The following is a 20,764-nucleotide window of genomic DNA, read 5'->3' as shown; positions in this document are numbered from 1 at the left end:
ATGATGAAAAGTTTGACCTCTCCATCGTGGCACTGAGTTGCCGTAAACCGCAACTTCAACGGGTCGCAACTCGCTCGGGACGGGGACGTCCCTTTCATTCTTTATCCAAACAAAGAACCCCTGCCCCTTGAGGCGGGGGTTCTTTATTGGAATCCCGGAAACCATAAAGAGGGAATGCCGCAAGCAGCCCGTCCCCCGTGCGGCGGCATGATCTATTGGGTATGCACAATCGCGGCGGAAACACTGGGCGGCGTTTGCGCATAGTGCCTGAACTCCATCGTGTAGGTCGCCCGGCCCTGGGTGAGTGAGCGCAGCGCGGTCGAGTAGCCGAACATTTCGGCCAGCGGCACTTCGGCGCGCACCAGCTTGCCGCCCCCGCCGGCAATGTCTTCCATGCCCTGGATGCTGCCGCGGCGCGCAGACAGATCGCCCATGACGTGACCCATGAATTCGTCGGGCATCTCGACTTCGACCGCCATCATCGGTTCGAGCAGGACGGGCTTGGCACGGCGCATGCCGTCCTTGAAGGCAATTGCGCCGGCCATGCGGTAGGCGTTTTCATTCGAATCGACATCGTGGTAGGAGCCGAACACCAGCGTCGCCTTGATATCGACCACCGGATAGCCCGCGAGCACGCCAGATCGCAGGCTCTCCTGAATGCCCTTATCGACCGCCGGAATGTATTCGCGCGGCACCACGCCGCCCTTGATCGCATCGACAAACTGGTAACCCTGCCCGGGCGGCAAGGGTTCGAGGTTGAGCACGGCATGGCCATACTGGCCGTGCCCGCCCGATTGCTTGATGAATTTGCCTTCAACGTCATTGACGGCCTGCCTGATGGTTTCGCGGTAAGCCACCTGCGGCTTGCCGACGCTGGCTTGCACGCCGAATTCGCGCTTCATGCGGTCCACCAGGATTTCAAGGTGCAGCTCGCCCATGCCTTCAATGATGGTCTGGCCGGATTCATGGTCAGTGTGCACGCGAAACGACGGGTCTTCCTGGGCGAGACGACTCAAGGCCATCCCCATCTTTTCCTGGTCGGCCTTGGTTTTTGGCTCGACGGCTTGCGAGATCACCGGCTCCGGAAAGCTCATGCGCTCAAGGATGATGACATGGCCCGGGTCGCACAGCGTGTCGCCGGTGGTCGCGTCCTTCAGGCCCACAGCCGCCGCGATGTCACCGGCACGCACCTCCTTGACTTCGTTGCGCACATTAGCATGCATCTGCAGGATGCGGCCCAGCCGCTCACGCTTGCCCTTGGCCGGGTTGTAAACCGTGTCACCCGCCCGGACCACGCCCGAATAGACGCGGAAAAAGATCAACTGTCCGACATAGGGGTCGGTCATGATCTTGAAGGCCAGCGCCGAGAACGGCTCCTCGTCGCTCGGGTGACGCTCGGCCGGCCTGTCGTCCACGGCATGGCCCAGGATCGCCGGCACATCCAGCGGCGAAGGCAGGTAGTCGATCACCGCGTCGAGCAGGGCCTGCACGCCTTTGTTCTTGAAGGCGCTGCCGCACAGCATGGGCACGATTTCGTTGGCAACCGTGCGCTGGCGCAGGCCCTGCCTGATCTCGTCCTCGCTCAAGGGCTCGCCCGCCAGGTATTTGCCCAGCAGCTCCTCGTTCGCTTCGGCGGCGGCCTCGACCATCTTTTCGCGCCATTCCTTGGCCAGCTCAAGCAGGTCGGCCGGAATCTCGGCGTACTCGAAGTGCAGGCCCTGGCTGGTGTCGTCCCAGAGGATGGCTTTCATCTTCACGAGATCGACCACGCCGTGAAAATGGTCCTCGCTGCCCACCGGGATCTGCACCGGGACGGCCACGCCCTTGAGGCGCTCGGCAATCTGGCGCTGCACGCGCAAGAAGTCGGCGCCCACGCGGTCCATCTTGTTGACGAAAGCGATGCGCGGAACCTTGTACTTGTTGGCCTGGCGCCAGACGGTTTCGGACTGCGGCTGCACACCGCCGACCGCGTCATAGACCATGACCACGCCGTCGAGCACGCGCATGGAGCGTTCTACCTCGATGGTGAAATCAACATGGCCCGGCGTGTCGATGATGTTGATGCGGTGCTCGGGATAGTTGCCGGCCATGCCTTTCCAGAACGTCGTCGTCGCCGCCGAGGTGATGGTGATGCCGCGCTCCTGCTCCTGCGCCATCCAGTCCATGGTCGCCGTGCCTTCGTGGACTTCGCCCAGCTTGTAATTCACGCCGGTATAAAACAGGATGCGCTCGGTCGTGGTGGTTTTGCCGGCGTCGATGTGGGCGCTGATGCCGATGTTGCGGTAGCGCTCGATAGGGGTTTTGCGAATCACGACAAGCTCCTTGATGGCAACACGCCTGATGGCGGCGCAGACGGATGATTCTGCGCTCACGGAGTGGATTTTGTACAGGCGCCGGCCTGATTTCTGATTGCGGAAATTCAAGCGCCTGCGGCCCAGCAGATACAATTTTTCCGTGCATGCACTGCCTGGATCGCCCTTGTTATGAATGACACCGCCCGACTATTTCTGGCGCTTTGGCCTTCGCCTCGCGTTCGGGCTGCCTTGCTTGATTACCGCGATGCATGGCACTGGGACAGTCAGGCGTCACTGGTGAAGCCAGAGCAGCTGCACCTGACCCTGCACTTTATCGGCAATGTCGCACGCTACCGCCTGGAGCCGCTCATCAAAGGACTGGCGGTCCCGTTCAAGCCTTTTGAACTGAAATTTGGCCACTCCGGCCTATGGCGCCACGGCATTGCCGTGTTGCAGCCGCAGGCCATCCCCGCCAGCCTGCTGCAGTTGCATGGCGCATTGGGCCTGGCCCTGCAAGGCCTTGAACTGCCGGTCGAAAAACGGGAGAGCTTTCGTCCCCATATCACGCTCGCGCGCCATGCAGCCGATGCAGTGCCACCCGCACAGGAGTCCAGGCTGCGCTGGCGTGTGCGGGGCTATGCACTGGTGGAGTCCTGCCGTGAACCGGCGGGCAAGTATCGCCTGGTACAGCGTTACGGCTAAGTCCCGATGCGAGTCTGATCTCGTACAGACAATAAAAAACCCCACTATCAGATTGATAGCGGGGTTTCTTTACTGTACTTGGGGTGGCTGATGGGGCTCGAACCCACGACAACAGGAATCACAATCCTGGACTCTACCAACTGAGCTACAGCCACCGGAGTCATGCATTATAGCGGCAAAGCTGCCGTATTAATTACTGAGTTACGCCTGCTTCTGAATTTAGCTTGGCCACTGTGGGTTTGACAACCAAGATTTCCGCCTTGAAACGGTCTTTGAGGCCATTGTAGTAAGCGAGTGCCTCCGCGGATGTCCACCATTGGCCATATTGGCTACGCTCCTGTTTGGCGGCAGCCTCTAAAGGAGCATCACGTGGCACGACCTTGTTGACTTTGACGATGGCATAACCCTGCGCTCCCAGATCAATACCAGAAAAAATCGGCAAAGCGCCTGTATCTGCGCGAAGCGCTGCATCAACGACTTGAACTGGCAATTGTTGTGCTTGCTCACGCGACACCAGAATGGGAGAAGTTAGGGCCGTAGCCGTGCTCGGTGCGGCCTTCCATTCAGTTAGCTTGGCAACTCCATCTTTGCGTGCTTCTTCGGCACTACGTTGCGCCAGCCAGCGCTGGCGAACATTGTCTTTTACATCAGCCAAAGGCTGAGTACGAGCCGGGGTGTATTGCACGATGCGCCCCGATACCAGTTGGCTTGGGCCCACTTCAATGGCTTCGGTATTGCGCTTTTTTTCAATGGAATCGGGTGAAAAAAGAGCAGTGAGAAATTTTGGATTGGCCAAGGCGCCAGTCACGCCAGATGCCGGTTGACGCCCTACATTGCCAGCCGTTTTAACCTCAAGTTTTAAACGTTCAGCTACCGGCTTAAGGCTATCAGACTGCTCATACACACCATTCGAAAACGCCTCTGCTGCTTCAGAAAACTTCTTCTGGGCCTGCTGCTTTTGCAGTTCAGCCTCAAGTTGTGGTCTCATTTCCTCAAAAGTACGCTGCTTGGGCGCCTTGATATCGGTCAGCTTGATGATGTGATAACCAAAATCAGACGCAACCACCTCGCTGATATCGCCTTTGTTCATGGAAAAGGCAGCATCTTCAAACGACTTGACCATGGCGCCACGGGCAAAAAAATCAAGGTCACCACCATTGGTCGCGGAGCCTGGATCTTGGGAATTTTTCCTGGCTACGTCCGCAAAATTTTCAGGAGACTTTTTAACGGTGGCCAGCAACTCTTCTGCCTTGGTCTTGGCTTTCTCGCGCTCTTCTGGCGATGCAGTCTTGGACGCAGTAATCAGTATGTGGCTGGCGCGACGCTCTTCAGTCCCGCTCAGTTGCCGAGCATTCTGCTCATAATAGGTTTTAAGATCAGCTTCATTGACAGCAATGCCCTTTTTCAGCGCCTCCAGATCAAGCAGTACGTACTCGATACTGGCTTGTTCGGGGGCTTGGAAAAGTTTTTCATTGGCCTTGTAATACTGCTCAAGGTCAGCGTCCGTCGGTGTCAGCTTTGCTGCGTAATCGGCGGCATTGAAACGGGCGAGTTGAATCTCGCGTTTTTCAAAATAGGCATTCAGTGCCATGTCAGCGGCCGAGTTGGATGCAAATCCGCTGCCCGAAACACCCGCCAGAACCTGTCGCCTGGACAAATCAGTACGCACATTGGCTTCGAACATTTCAGGACTCATTCCCTGAGTGCCCAGCAACTGGCGGTAGCGGTCCATGTCAAGCGAGCCATCGGCCCGCCGCAAGGCGGCAATTTCGGGACTGTTCTGCAACTCTCGGGCCAAATGCTGGTCGCTGGTGGAGAGCTTGAGTTTTTCAGCGGCTACGGCAACAACCCGGTCGCGTACCATGCGCTCCAGCGTGGCATAGCGTGCCTCGGGCGAATCCAGCAATTTGGCATCCAGTGTCGGCATGGAGGCGCGCAGGCGGTCCACTTCTTTCAGATGCTCGCGGTCCCACTCGGGCTGGGTAATTTCCGTTCCATCCACCTTGGCGACCACGCCCCCCTTTTCGCTGGAAGGATTGCTGTTCATACCGACCAATATGAAGGAAGGAACAATCAGCAAAAACAGCAATGCCATGGTCCACTTGGTGTGCTTGCGAATGAAATCAAACATCTCGAATTTCCTGTATGACAGCCCATGCGGGCGCAACAACAAAAAAGGCGAACCCTGGTTCGCCTTTTCTTAGTGGGTGGTGGGTGCTGACGGACTCGAACCGCCGACCTACGCCGTGTAAAGGCGCTGCTCTACCAACTGAGCTAAGCACCCCACTATAAAAACATTACATCAGTTCAGCGCATCCTTGAGCGCTTTGCCCGGACGGAACTTTGGAACCTTGGCCGCCTTGATTTTAATCGCATCGCCTGTGCGGGGATTGCGCCCCGTACGGGCAGCACGTTTACCGACAGCAAAAGTGCCAAAACCCACCAGAGACACGGAGCCTCCCTTTTTCAGCGTGGCCTTTACCGCACTGATGGTGGACTCCAGAGCGCGCGTTGCCGCAGCTTTGGAAATATCGGCATTCTGGGCAATGTGCTCAATCAATTCAGTCTTGTTCACAAAAAGCACCTCGTTATTTGGTCAGTTGATCTGGGTGGCTTGATACCTATTTCCAGAAACACGGCATGGCGGTGTCAGCAGGAGCGGCGTGGACGGCTTGATTCTGGATCCATTAAAGCGATGGACTTCCAGGCTGTCAATACGGCGCAAGTATTTAAGCTGTGGAGCGGAATTCTATCTTTGTTTTGCTAGGTTCTGCCTTGGATGCCAAGCATGGGCTGTAATTTTCATGCTTGACAACACCAGTTTTTACAGTTCACCCAATGCATTCGCAATAGCTTTTCCAACATCGGCAGTACCCGCCCGCCCGCCCAGATCGGGCGTTCGTGGCGCACCGTTTTGAGGTTTGAGAACATGCTCAATGGCGCCAAGAATGCCATCATGGGCTTCCTTGTACCCCAAAAATTCCAGCATCATGGCGCCGCACCAGATCTGCCCGATGGGATTGGCCAGATTGCGTCCGGCAATGTCTGGCGCCGAGCCATGGACAGGCTCGAACAGCGAGGGAAATTTGCGCTCCGGATTGAGATTGGCGCTGGGGGCAATACCGATGGTTCCCGTGCAGGCAGGCCCCAGATCGCTCAGGATGTCGCCAAACAGGTTGCTGGCCACGACCACGTCAAAAAAGTCCGGCCGCTGCACAAAATGAGCCGTCAGGATGTCGATATGAAACTTGTCGAGCTGGATCGCCGGATAGCCTTTCGCCATTTCGGCGACACGTTCATCCCAATAGGGCATGGAAATTGAAATGCCGTTGGACTTGGTGGCGCTGGTCAAGTGCTTTTTAGGGCGTGACTGCGCCAGCTCAAAGGCGAATTTCAGCACACGATCCACGCCGATGCGGGTGAATACCGATTCCTGCAACACGAACTCGCGTTCGGTGCCCGGAAAGGCCTTGCCGCCGATGCTGGAATATTCGCCTTCGGTGTTCTCGCGGACGATGTAAAAATCGATCTCGCCCGGCTGGCGCGGACTGCCGTCACGCCTGACCACGGGTGCAATGATGCCGGGCATCAAGCGCGCGGGGCGCAGGTTGATGTACTGGTCAAACTCCCGCCTGAACAGCAACAGCGAGCCCCAGAGCGATACATGATCGGGAATCTTGTCGGGCCAGCCTACGGCGCCAAAGTAAATCGCATCGTGCCCGCCAATCTGGTCTTTCCAGTCATCGGGCAGCATCTTGCCGTGCTTTTCAAAATAGTCCCAGCTCGAAAAATCGAAGTGATCAAACTGCAGGTCAATCCCGTACTTGACCGCTGCGGCCTCCAGCACACGAATGCCTTCAGGCATCACTTCCTTGCCGATGCCGTCGCCTGCGATGACCGCGATTCTTTTTTTGCCCATTGTTTTGCTCATGCTCTTTTCCTTTGGTTCAGTTGTTGAAAAATTCAAGCGCTTGCGCGAGCACCAGTGCCGGAGCCTCTTCCGCAATGTAGTGTCCACAGGGCACGCTCTCCCCGGTTACATGGTTGGCACGCTCCCGCCACAGGCGCATGACATCAAAACACTGGCCAACCGCGCCATGCTGAGCCCACAGCACACGCAGCGGCTGCAACAGCTTCATGCCCGCAGCCACGTCGGCACGGTCATGGTCCAGATCGATCGTCGCGGAAGCGCGATAGTCCTCGCAAATGCTGAGCCCCGTGCCGGGAATCCGCGCGCAGCGCTCGTACTCGGCCAGCGCGGCTGGCGCAAAAGCCGCCAGTCCCGCATGGCGCTTGCCCATCACGCTGCGGATATAGCGCACCGGATCGGAATCAATCAGCGCCTCGGGCAAAGGCGATGGCTGGATCAGGAAGAACCAGTGCCAGTAAGCGCGCGCGAAAGCGTCTGACGTGTTGGCATACATGCCCAGCGTGGGGGCGATATCGAGCAGCATCAGCCGCTGAACCACGTCGGGATGGTCTGCCGCCAGCCGATGCGCCACCCGGGCGCCCCGGTCATGGGCCAGCACCTGGAATTGCGCAAACCCATGGTGGCGCATCACGGCGATGGCATCGAGCGCCATGGCGCGCTTGGAATAGGCATGGTGCCCGGCATCGGCGGCGACCCGGGCCGAATCGCCATAGCCGCGCAAATCCATCAAGACCACGGTGAACACCTGGGCCAGTTCGTCAGCCACCGCGTGCCACATGGCATGCGTTTGCGGATGTCCGTGCAGCAGCAACAGCGGCGCACCGCGTCCGCCGCGCAAAGTGTGCAGGGTTCCGGCAGGGCCTTCGACGGCGCAGGAAACAAAATCTTTGAACATAAAACCAGCCTTGTTGGGAGTATTGGGAGCCGTCCGCTTATCCGGCAGATCGCTGAAATTTTGTCGCAATGAAGTGAACAGTTCAAGCAATAATTCGGCAATCAATTATTTCCATAAAGGCAAGAATGGACCGTACTGACCTGGAACTGGTGGTGGCTGTCCGTGACCACGGCAGCCTGGCGGCGGCGGCGCGCAGCCTCGATCTGGCAGCCCCCATGGTCACCAAGCGGCTCGCGGCGCTTGAAGCACGGCTGGGCCAGCGCCTGTTCCAGCGCACCACCCGGCGCGTCAGCCCGACGGCCGAGGGCGAAACCGTCTGCGAACGGGCTGTGGTATTGCTGCAGGGTTTCAGCGCCCTTGAAGCCGAGCTTCAGGAGCGCAAGGCAGAGCCCACCGGGCTGATACGGCTGGCCGCGACTTTCGGCTTTGGCCGCCTGTGGCTGGGGCCGGCGCTGGCCATTTTCCAGGAACGCCATCCGCGCATCGACATCCAGCTGCAGCTCACCGAGCAGTTGCCAGACCTTGCCAGCGAAGGATTTGACGGCGCCATCTGGCTATGGTCCGTACAGGGCCGGCAGGCGGCGCAATGGGTGTCACGCCGGCTGGCGCGCAATCAGCGTGTGCTGGTGGCCTCGCCGGGTTACGTTCAGCGGCATGGCATGCCGGAAGATATCAATGCCTTACAGGAACACGCCTGCCTGATCGTGCGCGAAAACGGCAATTCCCAGGGACAGAGCTTCGACACATGGACGCTGCACAAAGGCAACAGCAAGACGCCCGAACGGGTCAGGGTGCGCGGTCCGCTGTCGAGCAATTCGGGCGAACTGGTGCGCGACTGGTGCCTGGACGGGCGCGGCATCATGCTGCGAAGCCTCTGGGATATCGCGCCCTGGCTGGCTTCTGGCCAGCTGGTGCGGGTGCTGCAAGACCATGCCATGCCTGACGCCGACATTCACTGGCTGGCGCCTTACCGCACCGATTCGCCCCGGCGCATCCGGCTGCTGATCGACTTTCTGGTCGCGCAATTCCAGGATGAACCCTGGAAAACTACGCTGCCTGCGGCTTCGCGGGCCGTACCACCAGGCTGACGCCCAATGCCGTGAGCGCCGTGCCAGCAACGGTCGCCAGCGTGATGGATTCGCCAAACAGCAGCCATGCCATCACGGCCGTGGTGGGCGGAACCAGGTAAAGCAGGCTGGTCACCGAGGTGGCCGCGCCGCGCTGGATCAGCAGGTAAAGCAGCGAACTGCCGCCCAGCGTCAATGCCAGTACCGACCAGGCCATCGAACCCATGAACTCGGCATTCCAGACAATCGCTTCGGTTTCCATGAAGGCAAACGGCAAGGTCACCAGCAAGGCGGCGGCCAGCTGGATGGCATTGGCGCTGCGCACATCGGTCGGCTGCACGAAATGCTTCTGGTACAGCGTTCCCACGGTGATGCTGAACAGGGCAAACACCGCGCAGCCCAGCGTCAGCGCGGTAACCTCGCTGCCGGTGCCAAATTTGCGTGCCACCACCAGCAGCAGGCCGCCCAGCCCCAGCGCCAGCCCCGCCCACTGACGGGGTGTGACCTGCGCTTGTGACGGATTTGAAAGGCTGGATGAGCCGGCCCACGAGAGCCACAGCGCCGTGAGGACGGGCTGCAGGCCGACGATCAATGCCGTCAAGCCGGAACCCATGCCGCCCTTCACCGCCACCCAGACGCCGCCGAGGTAACCCGCATGCATCAACACGCCGGTTGCCGCCAGGTGCAGCCACTGCTGGCGGCCGCGCGGCCAGCGTGCACGGCTGAACCTGATCCAGACCAGAAAACAAGCAATCGAAAAAGCGTAGCGCAGCACCAGGAAAGTCAGCGGCGGCGCGTAAGGCAGGCCGAACTTGGCGACGATGAAGCCGGTGCTCCAGATCAGCACGAAGACGGCAGGCATGGCGCGAATCAGCGCGCCGGAAGATGACGAAGAACTCAAGGCCGGCCCGATTCAGGAATGATTCACTTGGTCCGTGCGCGGATTTCGGGAATCGCTTTTTGCAGGTAGTACACCATCGACCAGACCGTCAGGATGGCGGAAAGCCAGATCAGCCAGGTTCCCCAGACAGGGGTATTGATGACGCCGAACAGACGGCCGTCATACAGCAGGAAGGGAATCGCAATCATCTGCACCGTGGTCTTGACCTTGCCCAGCATGTGAACGGCCACGCTGCGCGACGCACCAATCTGCGCCATCCATTCGCGCAGCGCCGAAATCGCGATTTCGCGGCCGATGATGATGAGCGCCACGAACACATCGGCGCGCTGCAGATGCACCAGCACCAAGAGCGAGGCGCAGACCAGGAACTTGTCGGCCACCGGGTCGAGGAAGGCGCCGAATGACGACGCCTGGTTCAGCTTGCGGGCCAGGTAACCGTCGAGCCAGTCGGTTGCGGCAAACACCACGAACATCACGGTGGCGATCAGGTTGCGTTCCACCGCAGGAATGTTCAGGTAGAAAACCCCCACGATCAGCGGAATCGCAACAATGCGGGTCCAGGTCATTAGGGTGGGGATGGTCAGGAACATGGCACCGATTTTGGCATGAGCGGATGACGGCCCGCGCAAGCCGGTGCAAGCCCTGCCTTTGTCAATGCAATGCCCGGTAAATTTCCTCGGCGAGTTCGGTCGAAATGCCATCGACCATGGCGATGTCCTCGACGCTGGCTGATGCAATGCCGCGTACCCCGCCAAAACGCTGCAGCAGGCTGGCGCGCTTTTTCGGACCAATCCCGGCAATGTCCTCAAGCCGGCTGCCGCCCACCCGCACCTTGGCCCGCCTGGCGCGCATGCCGGTGATGGCGAAGCGGTGCGCCTCGTCGCGGATCTGGGCAATCAGCATCAGCGCCGCCGAATCGCGGCCCAGGTAGACCTTGTCGCGGCCATCGGCAAACACCAGCTCTTCGAGTCCGACCTTGCGACCCTCGCCTTTCTCAACGCCGGCAATCAGGCCCAGGTCAAGCCCGAGTTCGACAAATACTTCGCGCGCCATAGCCACCTGCCCCTTGCCGCCATCGACCAGCACCAGGTCGGGCAGCGTGGCTTCGCCGTTGCGCGCCGCCTCGGCCAGCTTGGTGTAGCGGCGCATCAAGACCTGGCGCATGGCCGCGTAGTCGTCGCCCGGCGTGATGCCTTCAATGTTGTAGCGGCGGTATTCGCTGCTCTGCATCTTGTGCTCTTTGAACACCACGCAGGACGCCTGGGTTGATTCGCCGGCCGTGTGCGAGATGTCAAAGCACTCGATGCGCAAGGCGTCCAGGTTGTCCAGCGGCAGCTCCAGCGCCTCGGCCAGCGCCCGGGTGCGCGCCTGCTGCGAGCCCTGCTCGGCCAGCAGCCGCGCCAGTTGCAGGCCGGCATTTTTCTGCGCCATTTCCAGCCAGATGCGGCGCTGCTCGCGCGGCTGGTGAACGGCGGCGACGCGGCTGCCGGTCTGCTCGGCCAGCGCCGCCATCAGGTGTTTGTCCACCGGCTCGCTGACCACCAGCGTGGGCGGCACCGGCACGTCGATGTAGTGCTGCGCGATGAAGGCTTCGAGCACCAGGGCTTCGATGGATTTTTCCTTCGGCTGATCGGCCGGGGCCTCTGGCTCGGCATCCAGCGCGGCCACGTCGGCGGCGTTCTCGACATGCGTCGGGAAATAAGGCCGGTCGCCCAGGTGGCGGCCGCCGCGCACCATCGCCAGGTTGACGCAGGCCTTGCCGCCCTGCACTTTGACCGCCAGGATGTCCACGTCCTTGTCACCGCCAACCTCCATCGACTGCTGGTGCAGTATCTTGGACAGCGCCGACATCTGGTTGCGCAGCTCGGCGGCCTGCTCGAACTCCAGCCGGTCGGCGTGCGCCAGCATTTTCCTTTCCAGCTCGCCCAGGATTTCCTGCGTCTGGCCCTGCAAAAACCGCTCGGCGTTCGCCGTGTCGAGCGCGTACTGCTCGGGCGACACATGGCCCACGCAGGGCGCGGAGCAGCGCTTGATCTGGTACAGCAGGCAGGGCCGGGTGCGGTTGTTGAACACCGTGTCCTCGCAGGTGCGCAGCCTGAAGACCTTTTGCAGCAGCAAGATCGTGTCCTTGACCGCCCACGAACTCGGATAAGGGCCAAAGTAGTGGTGCTTTTTCTCGACCGCACCCCGGTAATAGGCAATGCGCGGATAAGCCGTTGCCGACGGCGCGCCGCCCTTGGGCTGGGTCTGGGCGGCGGTCAGTTTGAGGTAGGGATAGCTCTTGTCGTCCCGGAACAGGATGTTGTACTTCGGGTTGAGCGTCTTGATCAGGTTGTTTTCGAGCAGCAGCGCCTCGGCTTCCGAGCGCACCACCGTGGTTTCCATGCGGACGATCTTGGTGATCATGTGGCCAATGCGCGTGCCGCCATGGTTTTTCTGGAAATAGCTGGTGACCCGCTTTTTCAGGTTGCGCGCCTTGCCGACGTAAAGCACGCCACCCTGCTCGTCGAAGTAGCGGTAAACGCCGGGCAGCGGCGGCAGCGCGGCCACTTCGCTGAGCAGTTGGGGGGCGAATTCGTGGGTCGGGGTCATGGCATTCATGGAATATAGGGCCGTATTGTGGACAATCGTTCCATGAATCACAGCCTGCAATGGGACATTTTTTGCAAAGTCATCGACAACTTCGGGGACATTGGCGTGTGCTGGCGCCTGGCCGCCGACCTGGCGACGCGCGGCCACCGCGTGCGCTTGTGGGTGGACGATGCTTCGGCGCTGGACTGGATGGCGCCCGAAGGCCGCGAAGGCGTTCGTGTGCTGCCCTGGAATGCGCCGCTCGACCTGAACGAAGCCTGTCTTGAGCAACAGCCGCCTGATGTCCTGATCGAATCATTCGGCTGCGAGATTGCTCCTGAATTCATAGCTGCTTGCGCACGTCAGCAAAGCGCAACAGGCCTGAAACCTGTATGGATCAACCTCGAATACCTGTCCGCCGAGCCCTACGTCGAGCGCTGCCACGCCCTGCCCTCGCCGGTACGGGACGGCCCGGCGGCCGGCTGGACCAAGTGGTTTTTCTACCCCGGCTTCACCGAAGCAACCGGCGGCCTGCTGCGTGAGCCCGGCCTGGCAAAAAGGCAATCAGGTTTTGACCGCAAGGCATGGCTGGCGACCCAGGGCATTGCCTGGACGGGAGAAAAACTGGTTTCGCTGTTCTGCTACGAGCCGGACGCGCTGCCTGAGTTGTTGCACCAGTTTTCGCGGCACGGGCTGGACGGTGAGCCGGTGCGCCTGCTGGTGGCGGCAGGCCGGGCCGCCAGCGCGGTGAAGGCCGATTTTAATGATGAAACAAGGCTTTTGCGCAATACCCATGGGCATAATCTGCTATCAATTTCATACATCCCGCTGTTAACCCAGAGGGAGTTCGACCACCTGCTGTGGGCCTGCGACCTGAATTTTGTGCGCGGCGAAGACTCGGTGGTACGTGCCCTTTGGGCCGGCAGGCCTTTTGTCTGGCACATCTACCCGCAGGGCGATGCAGCGCATCTGGACAAGCTGGACGCTTTTCTCGACATGCTGCAGGCACCGCCTTCGCTGCGAAGCTTTCACCGGGTGTGGAACAGCAAAAGTGCAGGCCACGGCCCCTTGAGAGTCCCGCCGCCGGACCTGCCCGCCTGGCAGCCCTGCGCCCTTGCCGCCCGCTCCCGCCTGATGGCCCAGGATGACCTGTGTAGCCGTTTACTCGGCTTTGTGGCAAAAAACCGCTAAAATCACGGGTTCTGCGGGTTAGCCTGTTGATAAAACGCATCACCAGCCCCAAGTAAACCCGCATAACCCGCCGCAGAAGCTGCACCCAGCACACGTCTAGCGGTCCACCTCAGTAAATCAGTAAAACTGCTATGAAAATCGCTCAAGAAATCCGCGCCGGTAACGTCATCATGAACGGCAAGGATCCGATGGTCGTTCTCAAGACCGAATACAGCCGCGGCGGCCGCAACTCCGCCACCGTGCGCATGAAGCTCAAAAGCCTGATCGCCAACTTCAACACCGAAGTCGTCTTCAAGGCCGACGACAAAATCGACCAGGTCATCCTGGACAAGAAGGAATGCACTTATTCCTACTTTGCCGACCCGATGTACATCTGCATGGACACCGAGTACAACCAGTACGAAGTCGAAGCCGAAAACATGGGCGACTCGCTGAACTACCTGCAAGACGGCATGGAACTCGAAGTCGTGTTCTACGACGGCAAGGCCATTTCCGTCGAAGTGCCCACCAGCGTGCAGCGCGAGATCACCTGGACCGAGCCTGCCGTCAAGGGCGACACGTCCGGCAAGGTGCTCAAGCCCGCCAAGCTGGCCACCGGCTTTGAAATCGGCGTGCCTATTTTCGTGGCACAGGGCGATGTCGTCGAAATCGACACCCGCACCGGCGAATACCGCAAGCGCGTCTGAACAGGCGTCAATCGCTTCGCTAAAAAGGCTCCATCAGGAGCCTTTTTTTATTTCCAGACCGGAAAAGCGAAGGAAACCGTATTTATGATGATCCCGTTACCCACCGCGTTTTTCTTACTCTGCTTACCGTGTAGCCCGGTGTTGAAACACAGGGTTACATGCATCATGGATAAAGGCTCATGGAACAAACTCAAGACCTCTCAGAAGACCGCCTGGCCAACGCCTGGGCTGAACTGCATGCCCTTTCCACCGACACCACGCCGTTGCGGCCCGATGCCAACCGGCTCGCCTTTGCGGACCCGGAATTCCTGCTGCGGCGCGAAACCCGCGGCATCCGCATCCAGCTTGAAATGCTCAAGCCCGAAATCGACCAGCAGGCCCAAGGCATCGAAAACACCATCGTGGTGTTCGGCAGCGCCCGCTTCCCGGCCCCCGAGCAGGCTGAAGCGGCGCTCAAGCTCGCTCAAGAGGGCGATGACGAAGCCGCGCTGACACTGGCGCAACGCCATGTCCGCAACGCCCAGTACTACGACCAGGCGCGGCTGTTCGCGCGCATCGTGGCGGGCTACAGCAATCCGCGCCCGGCGCATGAGCAGCTGTTCATCTGCACCGGCGGCGGCCCGGGCATCATGGAGGCGGCCAATCGCGGAGCCCAGGAAATGGGCGCGCTCACCGTGGGGCTCAATATCGTGCTGCCGCACGAGCAAGGCTCCAACCCCTATATCTCGCCCTCGCTGAACTTCAAGTTTCACTACTTCGCGCTGCGCAAGATGCATTTCATGATGCGCGCCAAGGCGCTGGTGGCCTTCCCCGGCGGATTCGGAACGCTTGACGAGCTGTTCGAGGTCATCACGCTGGTGCAGACCAAGAAGGCCAAGCCGGTGCCGATCATCCTGTTTGGCACCGAATACTGGAAACGGCTGTTCAACTTCGACATCATGATCGAGGAAGGCGCGATTTCACCGCAGGATCTCGATCTGATCCAGTATGTCGATGAGCCGCAGGCCGCCTGGGACGCCATCAAGAATTTCTACGAACTTTGAGTTCGTCCGGCGGCCCGCTGGAGCGCCGCGTTAATCGAGTTCCTTGTCCAGCGGAATCAGCCGGACCGCATCCGCTTCGGGCAGGGCCTCGACACTGCGCAAGGCCTTGCCCATGACGCGGCTGCGCTGCTCGGCGCTGGTCAGGGTGTTGAGCACGGTTTCGGTCTGCGACTTGACCTTGGCCAGCACGTCGCCGAACTTGCCGAACTCGGTCTTGACCGCGCCCAGCACCTGCCACACCTCGCTGGAGCGCTTTTCCAGCGCCAGCGTCCTGAAGCCCATCTGCAGCGAATTGAGCATGGCCAGCAGCGTGGTCGGACCGGCCAGCGTGATGCGGTGGTCGCGCTGCAGGCATTCAATCAGGCCGGGGCGGCGCAGCACTTCGGCGTACAGGCCCTCGGTCGGCAGGAAAAGGATGGCGAAGTCGGTCGTGTACGGCGGCTCGATGTACTTTTCGCAGATCGACTTGGCTTCCAGGCGGATGCGCAGCTCCAGCGCCTTGCCCGCGACCTCGGCGCCCGGCCCGTCGGCGCGCTGCTGCGCATCGAGCAGCCGCTCATAGTCTTCGTTGGGAAATTTCGCATCAATCGGCAGCCACAGCGGCTCGCCCGAGTCGGAACGGCCCGGCAGCTTGATCGCGAAATCGACCGGATTCTTGCCACCGCGCCGGGTGACGACCTGCGCGGCGTACTGGTCCACGGTGAAGACCTGTTCGAGCAAGGCTGCCAGTTGCGCCTCGCCAAAAATGCCGCGCGTTTTCACGTTGGTCAGCAAATGCTTGAGGTCGCCGACGCCCTGCGCCAGCGTCTGCATTTCGCCCAGCCCCTTGTGGACCTGCTCCAGCCGGTCGGCGACCTGCTTGAAGCTCTGGCCCAGGCGGGTTTCCAGCGTGTCATGCAGCTTTTCATCGACCGTGCGGCGCATCTCGTCGAGCTTGGCGGCGTTGCTTTGCTGCAGTTGCGCGAGTTGCTTTTCCAGCGTTTCACGCACCTCAAGCATGCGGCGCGCGTTCGATTCGCTGACCGACTGCAGCTGCGTCGCCAGCGTGTCCGACAGGCTTTGCTGCAACAGGCCGAGCTGGCGGGAAAACGCATCGATCTGCGTGTTTTGCGTGCGGGTGGCTTCGGCGCCCTGCTGCACCAGCGCCTGCTGGAAGCTGGCCAGCGTCGCGGCCAGTTCCTGGCGGCTGCCGCGCGAGTTGTCGCTGATCTCGCGCCGCAGCTCGCGCTCCAGCCGGTCACTGACTTCCGCAAAGCCGTTCAGCAGTTCAGCATTTCCATCGCCTGCAATTTCCGCCGGCTTGCGCACCGCCAGCCAGACCAGCAACAGCAGGTTGGCCAGCAGCAAGGCCATCATCAACCAGGACTCCATGAATCAGTTTGCTATTTATTTGATAGCTATAACCGCAGGATTCAAGGGCGTAAGCGGCTTGTTTTCCTTGAAAAATCCAATCAGGTTGTCGGCCGCCAGGCCGGCCATCGCCAGGCGCGTTGGAACCGTGGCGCTGGCGATGTGCGGCGTCAGCACCACATTGGGCACCGTCAGCAGGTCAGGATGCACCGAGGGCTCGCCCTCGAACACATCCAGGCCCGCCGCCGCAATCGTCTTGTTGCGCAGGGCGGCTGCCAGGGCGGCGTCATCGACGATGCCGCCGCGCGCGATATTGACCAGCGTGGCGGTCGGCTTCATCTGCGCCAGCTCGACTGCGCCGATGGTGTGGTGCGATGCCGGCGAATAAGGCAGCACCAGCACCAGGTGGTCGGCGGTCTTGAGCAGCTCTTCCTTGCCGACGTAGCCGGCCTTGCATTCAGCCTCCAGCGCCGCATCCAGCCGCGAGCGGTTGTGGTAAATCACCTTCATGCCAAAGCCGTGCGCGCCGCGTTTGGCAATGCCCTGCCCGATGCGGCCCATGCCCAGGATGCCCAGCGTGGAGCCATGGATGTCGGAGCCGGCGAACATGTCGTAGCTCCACTTCGTCCATTGTCCAGCGCGCAAATAATGCTCGCTCTCGGTGATGCGCCGGGCCGTGGCCATCAACAGCGCAAAGCCGAAATCGGCGGTGGTTTCGGTCAGCACGTCGGGCGCGTTGGTGGCCAGCACGCCAGCGGCGGTCATGGCGGGAATGTCAAAATTGTTGTAGCCGACCGCCATGTTGGCGCAGATTTTGAGCCGGGGGCAGGCGGCCAGCACCTCGGCATCAATGCGGTCGCCGCCGGTGGTGAAGGCGCCGTCCTTGTCCTTGAGGCGCGCTATCAGTTCGGCCTTGGACCAAGTGGCATCGGCCTGGTTGGATTCGACCTCGAAATGTTCTTCCAGCCGGGCGATGACTTCAGGAAAGATGGCGCGGGCAATCAGGATTTTCGGTTTGCTCATGGGAAATGTCTGCTTTCTTTATTTGAACCAGATAAAGGTCATGATGATGAACAGCGGAACCAAGACTCCGCCCGACCACAGCATGTAGCCAAAGAAGCTCGGCATTTTGACATCGCGTTCTTCGGCGATGGCCTTGACCATCAGGTTGGGCGCATTGCCGATGTAGGTGTTGGCGCCCATGAAGACGGCGCCGGCCGAGACCGCCGCCAGGGTCGAGGCGAACGTGGTCATCATCGCCTGCGCGTCGCCGCCGGCGGTATTGAAGAACACCAGGTAGGTCGGCGCATTGTCCAGAAAGGAGCTGAGCGCGCCGGTGGCCCAGAAATACATCGCCGGATCAGGCGTGCCGTCGGGCCGCGTCACGCTGGACACCACCGCGCCGAACGGGCCGCTGGTGCCGGCCTTGAGCATGGCGATCACCGGAACGATGGTCAGAAAAATGCCGGCGAACAGCTTGGCCACTTCCAGCATCGGCCCCCAGGAAAACTGGTTGTCGGCATGGACCTTGGCCGCCGTGATGTTCAGCGACAGCAAGGTGATGGCGACCAGCCCGGCATCACGCACCAGGCCCGGCAGGCCGATATCGGTGCCGGCGATGTTGAACACCACGGCCGACTTCCAGATGCCGCTGAGCAGCACCAGCCCGGCCACGGCGGCCAGCAGCCAGAAATTGGCGGCGCCGTCAAAGCCGATGCTCCGGGTGTCAGGCGTCGGGTCCAGCGGCATGAGTTCTTCGCGGCGGTGGTAAAACCACGCGTCGAGGGCATAGAAAATGGCCAGCAGGCTGCCGATCAGAAACAGCGTTTCCGGGAAGATATGGCTGGCGGTCCAGAAAAAATCCACGCCCTTCAGAAATCCCAGGAACAGCGGCGGATCGCCCAGCGGCGTCAGCGAGCCGCCGGCGTTCGAGACAATGAAGATGAAGAACACCACCACATGCGCCTTGTGTGCGCGGTTGTCATTGGCCCGGATCAGCGGGCGAATCAGCAGCATCGAGGCGCCGGTGGTTCCCATGAAACTCGCCAGCACCGCGCCAATGCCCAAGATGGCTGTGTTCAGCCCCGGGCTGCCGTGCAGGTTGCCCCGGATATGGATGCCGCCCGCCACGGTAAAAAGCGCCGTCAGCAACAGGATGAAGGGAATGTATTCCTCCAGCAGCGCATGCAGGAAGCTGAAAGCCGCCATGCCCGGGCCGTAGATCAGCGCGAAAGGCAGCAGGAAAGCCAGCGCCCAGGCGGCCGACACCTTGCCGAAATGATGGTGCCAGAAAAATGGCGCCAGCAGCGGCAGCAGCGCAATCGACAGCAGCAGGCCGGCAAATGGAACGCCCCACAGCACCGACAGCTGGCTGCCGTCCAGTGAGGCCGCGAACGACAGGCCGGGCCATAGCGACAGCAGCGCACAAGCGCCAAGCCAGCGAAAAATTCTCATTGACAGATCCAGGTTGCGCATGCCACTAGACCGCTGGCGATGCAATCTCGAAAACCTGGCGCAGGTAAGCCAGGTATTTTTCGTCGTCGCACATGTTCTTGGACGGCGTGTCGGACAACTTGGCCACCGGCTGTCCGTTGCAGCGCACCATCTTGATGACGATTTGCAGCGGCTCATAGCCCAGGTCGTTGGTCAGGTTGGTGCCAATGCCGAAGGCCAGCTGGCAGCGGCCCCGGAACTGCCGGTACAGCTCGATGGTTCTGGGCACCGTGAGCGCGTCGCTGAAAATCAGCGTCTTGGTCTTGGGATCGACACGGTTTTCGACGTAGTGCGAGATCATGCGCTCGCCCCACTGGAACGGGTCGCCGCTGTCGTGGCGCGCGCCGTCGAACAGCTTGCAGAAATACAGGTCGAAGTCGCGCAGGAAGGCATTCATGCCATACACGTCCGACAGTGCAATGCCCAGGTCGCCCCGGTATTCCTTGGCCCACATTTCAAAGCCGAACACCTGGCTGTCGCGCAAACGCGGCCCGAGCGCCTGGCAGGCCTGCAGATACTCGTGCGCCATGGTGCCCAGCGGAATCAAGCCCAGCTTCATGGCAAACAGCACATTGCTGGTTCCGGCCAGCTGTCCCTCGGCGCCCGTGCCCAGGCGGGTCACCAGCGTGCGCAAAACTTCTTCATGCCAGGCCTTGCCGAAACGCCGGCGCGTTCCGTAGTCGGCAATTTTCAGCTCCCCGATGCCGCCGATCTGCAAGGCCGCTATTTTCGTGTCCAGGCGCTTGCGGCCCTCGCTCAGGTCGGGCTGCTTGCGGGTATTGCGGAAATAGACCTCGTTGACGATGGCCAGCACCGGGATTTCAAACAGGATGGTGTGCAGCCACGGTCCCTTGATCGAGATTTCAATCTCGCCCGACGGCAAGGCAGCCACATGGAGGTATTTTTCGTTGAGCTTGAACAGCCCCAGGAAATCGACAAAATCGCTCTTGATGAAGCGCAGGCTCTTCAGGTAGGCCAGTTCGGCATCCTGGAAGTGCAGCCTGCAGAGTCCGCGAATTTCCTCGCGAATCTCGTTCACATACGGCGCCAGGTTGCCAATGCCGGGCGCGCCGGCGTTGCGGCACTTGAATTTATATTCGACCTCGGCGCCGGGAAACTGGTGCAGCACCACCTGCATCATGGTGAACTTGTACAGGTCGGTATCGAGCAGGCTGGTGATGATCATGGTGAACCCGGAAGGCCCCGTGGCAGGTGATGCGAGGTAATGCGGTGCGCAGGCCCGTCGCCGGGCCTGGCGTCGATGTCAAGCCCTTGCGGCCGGATCAGGTTCCCAGGAAGTCCACTTCAAACAGCAGGGTCGCGTTCGGCGGAATCACGCCGCCCGCACCGCGCGCGCCGTAGCCGAGTTCCGAGGGAATGACCAGGCGGCGCGTGCCGCCGACCGACATGCCCTGCACGCCTTCGTCCCAGCCACGAATCACTTCGCCAGCGCCGAGCGAGAACTGGAAGGGCTGGCCGCGGTCCTTGCTGGAGTCGAATTTCTTGCCCTGCACGCCGTCGTTGTACAGCCAGCCGGTGTAATGCACCTTGACATATTGGCCGGCCTTGGCGATGGCGCCGGTGCCCAGCACGGTGTCTTCGTATTGCAGTCCCGAGGCGGTGGTGGTGGTTGTCATGGC

At 60.8% G+C, this 20,764-nt stretch carries 18 protein-coding genes and 2 tRNA genes; 5 read left to right on the top strand and 15 right to left on the bottom strand.

Features of this window, described 5'->3' with window-relative positions:
- Window positions 1-212 precede the first annotated feature (212 nt).
- Entirely contained in the window at window positions 213-2,312 is a 2,100-nt protein-coding gene (fusA, locus tag PNAP_RS08180) for an elongation factor G (protein ID WP_011801037.1), read from the bottom strand.
- Window positions 2,313-2,483: 171 nt separating this feature from the next.
- On the opposite strand from fusA, the gene thpR reads away from it, so the two are divergent.
- On the top strand, window positions 2,484-2,996 hold the full coding sequence (thpR, locus tag PNAP_RS08175; RefSeq protein ID WP_011801036.1) for an RNA 2',3'-cyclic phosphodiesterase: 513 nt from the start codon (window positions 2,484-2,486) through the stop codon (window positions 2,994-2,996).
- Window positions 2,997-3,075: 79 nt separating this feature from the next.
- Here the strand turns inward: thpR and PNAP_RS08170 are convergent.
- The 6 genes from PNAP_RS08170 to PNAP_RS08145 all read right to left on the bottom strand — a co-directional run bounded on the left by PNAP_RS08170 (window position 3,076) and on the right by PNAP_RS08145 (window position 7,822).
- Window positions 3,076-3,151 (bottom strand) — tRNA-His (locus PNAP_RS08170).
- Between the two features lie 38 nt (window positions 3,152-3,189).
- On the bottom strand, window positions 3,190-5,127 hold the full coding sequence (locus tag PNAP_RS08165; protein ID WP_011801035.1) for a SurA N-terminal domain-containing protein: 1,938 nt from the start codon (window positions 5,125-5,127) through the stop codon (window positions 3,190-3,192).
- A gap of 77 nt (window positions 5,128-5,204) precedes the next feature.
- Window positions 5,205-5,280, bottom strand: a tRNA-Val gene (locus PNAP_RS08160).
- An 18-nt stretch (window positions 5,281-5,298) separates the two neighbouring features.
- Window positions 5,299-5,571 carry an HU family DNA-binding protein gene (locus PNAP_RS08155; protein ID WP_011801034.1) on the bottom strand — a complete coding sequence of 91 codons (273 nt, stop codon included), beginning with the start codon at window positions 5,569-5,571 and terminating at the stop codon, window positions 5,299-5,301.
- Window positions 5,572-5,820: 249 nt separating this feature from the next.
- A complete protein-coding gene (locus tag PNAP_RS08150) occupies window positions 5,821-6,915 on the bottom strand; it encodes a tartrate dehydrogenase (RefSeq protein WP_041377108.1) in 1,095 nt (364 codons plus the stop codon).
- A 28-nt stretch (window positions 6,916-6,943) separates the two neighbouring features.
- A complete protein-coding gene (locus tag PNAP_RS08145; protein WP_011801032.1) occupies window positions 6,944-7,822 on the bottom strand; it encodes an alpha/beta fold hydrolase in 879 nt (292 codons plus the stop codon).
- 125 nt (window positions 7,823-7,947) lie between these two features.
- On the opposite strand from PNAP_RS08145, the gene PNAP_RS08140 reads away from it, so the two are divergent.
- Window positions 7,948-8,910, top strand: coding sequence for a LysR family transcriptional regulator (locus tag PNAP_RS08140; RefSeq protein ID WP_011801031.1), 963 nt, complete (start codon window positions 7,948-7,950; stop codon window positions 8,908-8,910).
- Here the strand turns inward: PNAP_RS08140 and PNAP_RS08135 are convergent.
- From PNAP_RS08135 to uvrC, 3 genes are all read right to left on the bottom strand, one after another.
- Complete coding sequence (locus PNAP_RS08135) at window positions 8,870-9,751, bottom strand: DMT family transporter (protein WP_198140698.1); 882 nt, start codon at window positions 9,749-9,751, stop codon at window positions 8,870-8,872. The two genes, PNAP_RS08140 and PNAP_RS08135, sit on opposite strands and share 41 nt — an antisense overlap.
- A gap of 62 nt (window positions 9,752-9,813) precedes the next feature.
- Window positions 9,814-10,380 (bottom strand): CDP-diacylglycerol--glycerol-3-phosphate 3-phosphatidyltransferase, encoded by a 567-nt coding sequence (gene pgsA / locus PNAP_RS08130; protein WP_041376611.1) that lies wholly within the window; start codon window positions 10,378-10,380, stop codon window positions 9,814-9,816.
- A 61-nt stretch (window positions 10,381-10,441) separates the two neighbouring features.
- On the bottom strand, window positions 10,442-12,382 hold the full coding sequence (gene uvrC / locus PNAP_RS08125) for an excinuclease ABC subunit UvrC (protein WP_041377107.1): 1,941 nt from the start codon (window positions 12,380-12,382) through the stop codon (window positions 10,442-10,444).
- A 42-nt stretch (window positions 12,383-12,424) separates the two neighbouring features.
- Between uvrC and earP the strand changes: the two genes are divergently transcribed.
- The 3 genes from earP to PNAP_RS08110 all read left to right on the top strand — a co-directional run bounded on the left by earP (window position 12,425) and on the right by PNAP_RS08110 (window position 15,281).
- A complete protein-coding gene (gene earP / locus PNAP_RS08120) occupies window positions 12,425-13,552 on the top strand; it encodes an elongation factor P maturation arginine rhamnosyltransferase EarP (protein WP_011801027.1) in 1,128 nt (375 codons plus the stop codon).
- 131 nt (window positions 13,553-13,683) lie between these two features.
- Window positions 13,684-14,238 (top strand): elongation factor P, encoded by a 555-nt coding sequence (gene efp / locus PNAP_RS08115; protein ID WP_011801026.1) that lies wholly within the window; start codon window positions 13,684-13,686, stop codon window positions 14,236-14,238.
- A 179-nt stretch (window positions 14,239-14,417) separates the two neighbouring features.
- The gene (locus PNAP_RS08110) at window positions 14,418-15,281 is read left to right on the top strand and encodes an LOG family protein (protein ID WP_011801025.1); all 864 of its coding nucleotides are present in this window, start codon (window positions 14,418-14,420) and stop codon (window positions 15,279-15,281) included.
- 30 nt (window positions 15,282-15,311) lie between these two features.
- Here the strand turns inward: PNAP_RS08110 and rmuC are convergent, their stop codons facing one another.
- The 5 genes from rmuC to PNAP_RS08085 all read right to left on the bottom strand — a co-directional run bounded on the left by rmuC (window position 15,312) and on the right by PNAP_RS08085 (window position 20,761).
- Window positions 15,312-16,652, bottom strand: coding sequence for a DNA recombination protein RmuC (gene rmuC, locus PNAP_RS08105; RefSeq protein ID WP_041376610.1), 1,341 nt, complete (start codon window positions 16,650-16,652; stop codon window positions 15,312-15,314).
- Window positions 16,653-16,667: 15 nt separating this feature from the next.
- The gene (locus PNAP_RS08100; protein ID WP_011801023.1) at window positions 16,668-17,654 is read right to left on the bottom strand and encodes a 2-hydroxyacid dehydrogenase; all 987 of its coding nucleotides are present in this window, start codon (window positions 17,652-17,654) and stop codon (window positions 16,668-16,670) included.
- An 18-nt stretch (window positions 17,655-17,672) separates the two neighbouring features.
- Window positions 17,673-19,085 (bottom strand): sodium:proton antiporter, encoded by a 1,413-nt coding sequence (locus tag PNAP_RS08095; protein WP_041377106.1) that lies wholly within the window; start codon window positions 19,083-19,085, stop codon window positions 17,673-17,675.
- 25 nt (window positions 19,086-19,110) lie between these two features.
- Window positions 19,111-20,310, bottom strand: coding sequence for a nicotinate phosphoribosyltransferase (gene pncB / locus PNAP_RS08090; protein ID WP_011801021.1), 1,200 nt, complete (start codon window positions 20,308-20,310; stop codon window positions 19,111-19,113).
- A 97-nt stretch (window positions 20,311-20,407) separates the two neighbouring features.
- The gene (locus tag PNAP_RS08085; RefSeq protein ID WP_011801020.1) at window positions 20,408-20,761 is read right to left on the bottom strand and encodes an FKBP-type peptidyl-prolyl cis-trans isomerase; all 354 of its coding nucleotides are present in this window, start codon (window positions 20,759-20,761) and stop codon (window positions 20,408-20,410) included.
- Between the last annotated feature and the right edge of the window lie 3 nt (window positions 20,762-20,764).

The sequence above is a fragment of the Polaromonas naphthalenivorans CJ2 genome, assembly GCF_000015505.1.
GTDB lineage: Bacteria > Pseudomonadota > Gammaproteobacteria > Burkholderiales > Burkholderiaceae_C > Polaromonas > Polaromonas naphthalenivorans.
Note: the sequence above shows the minus strand (reverse complement) of the source record. Positions and strands in the feature narration are given on the sequence as shown.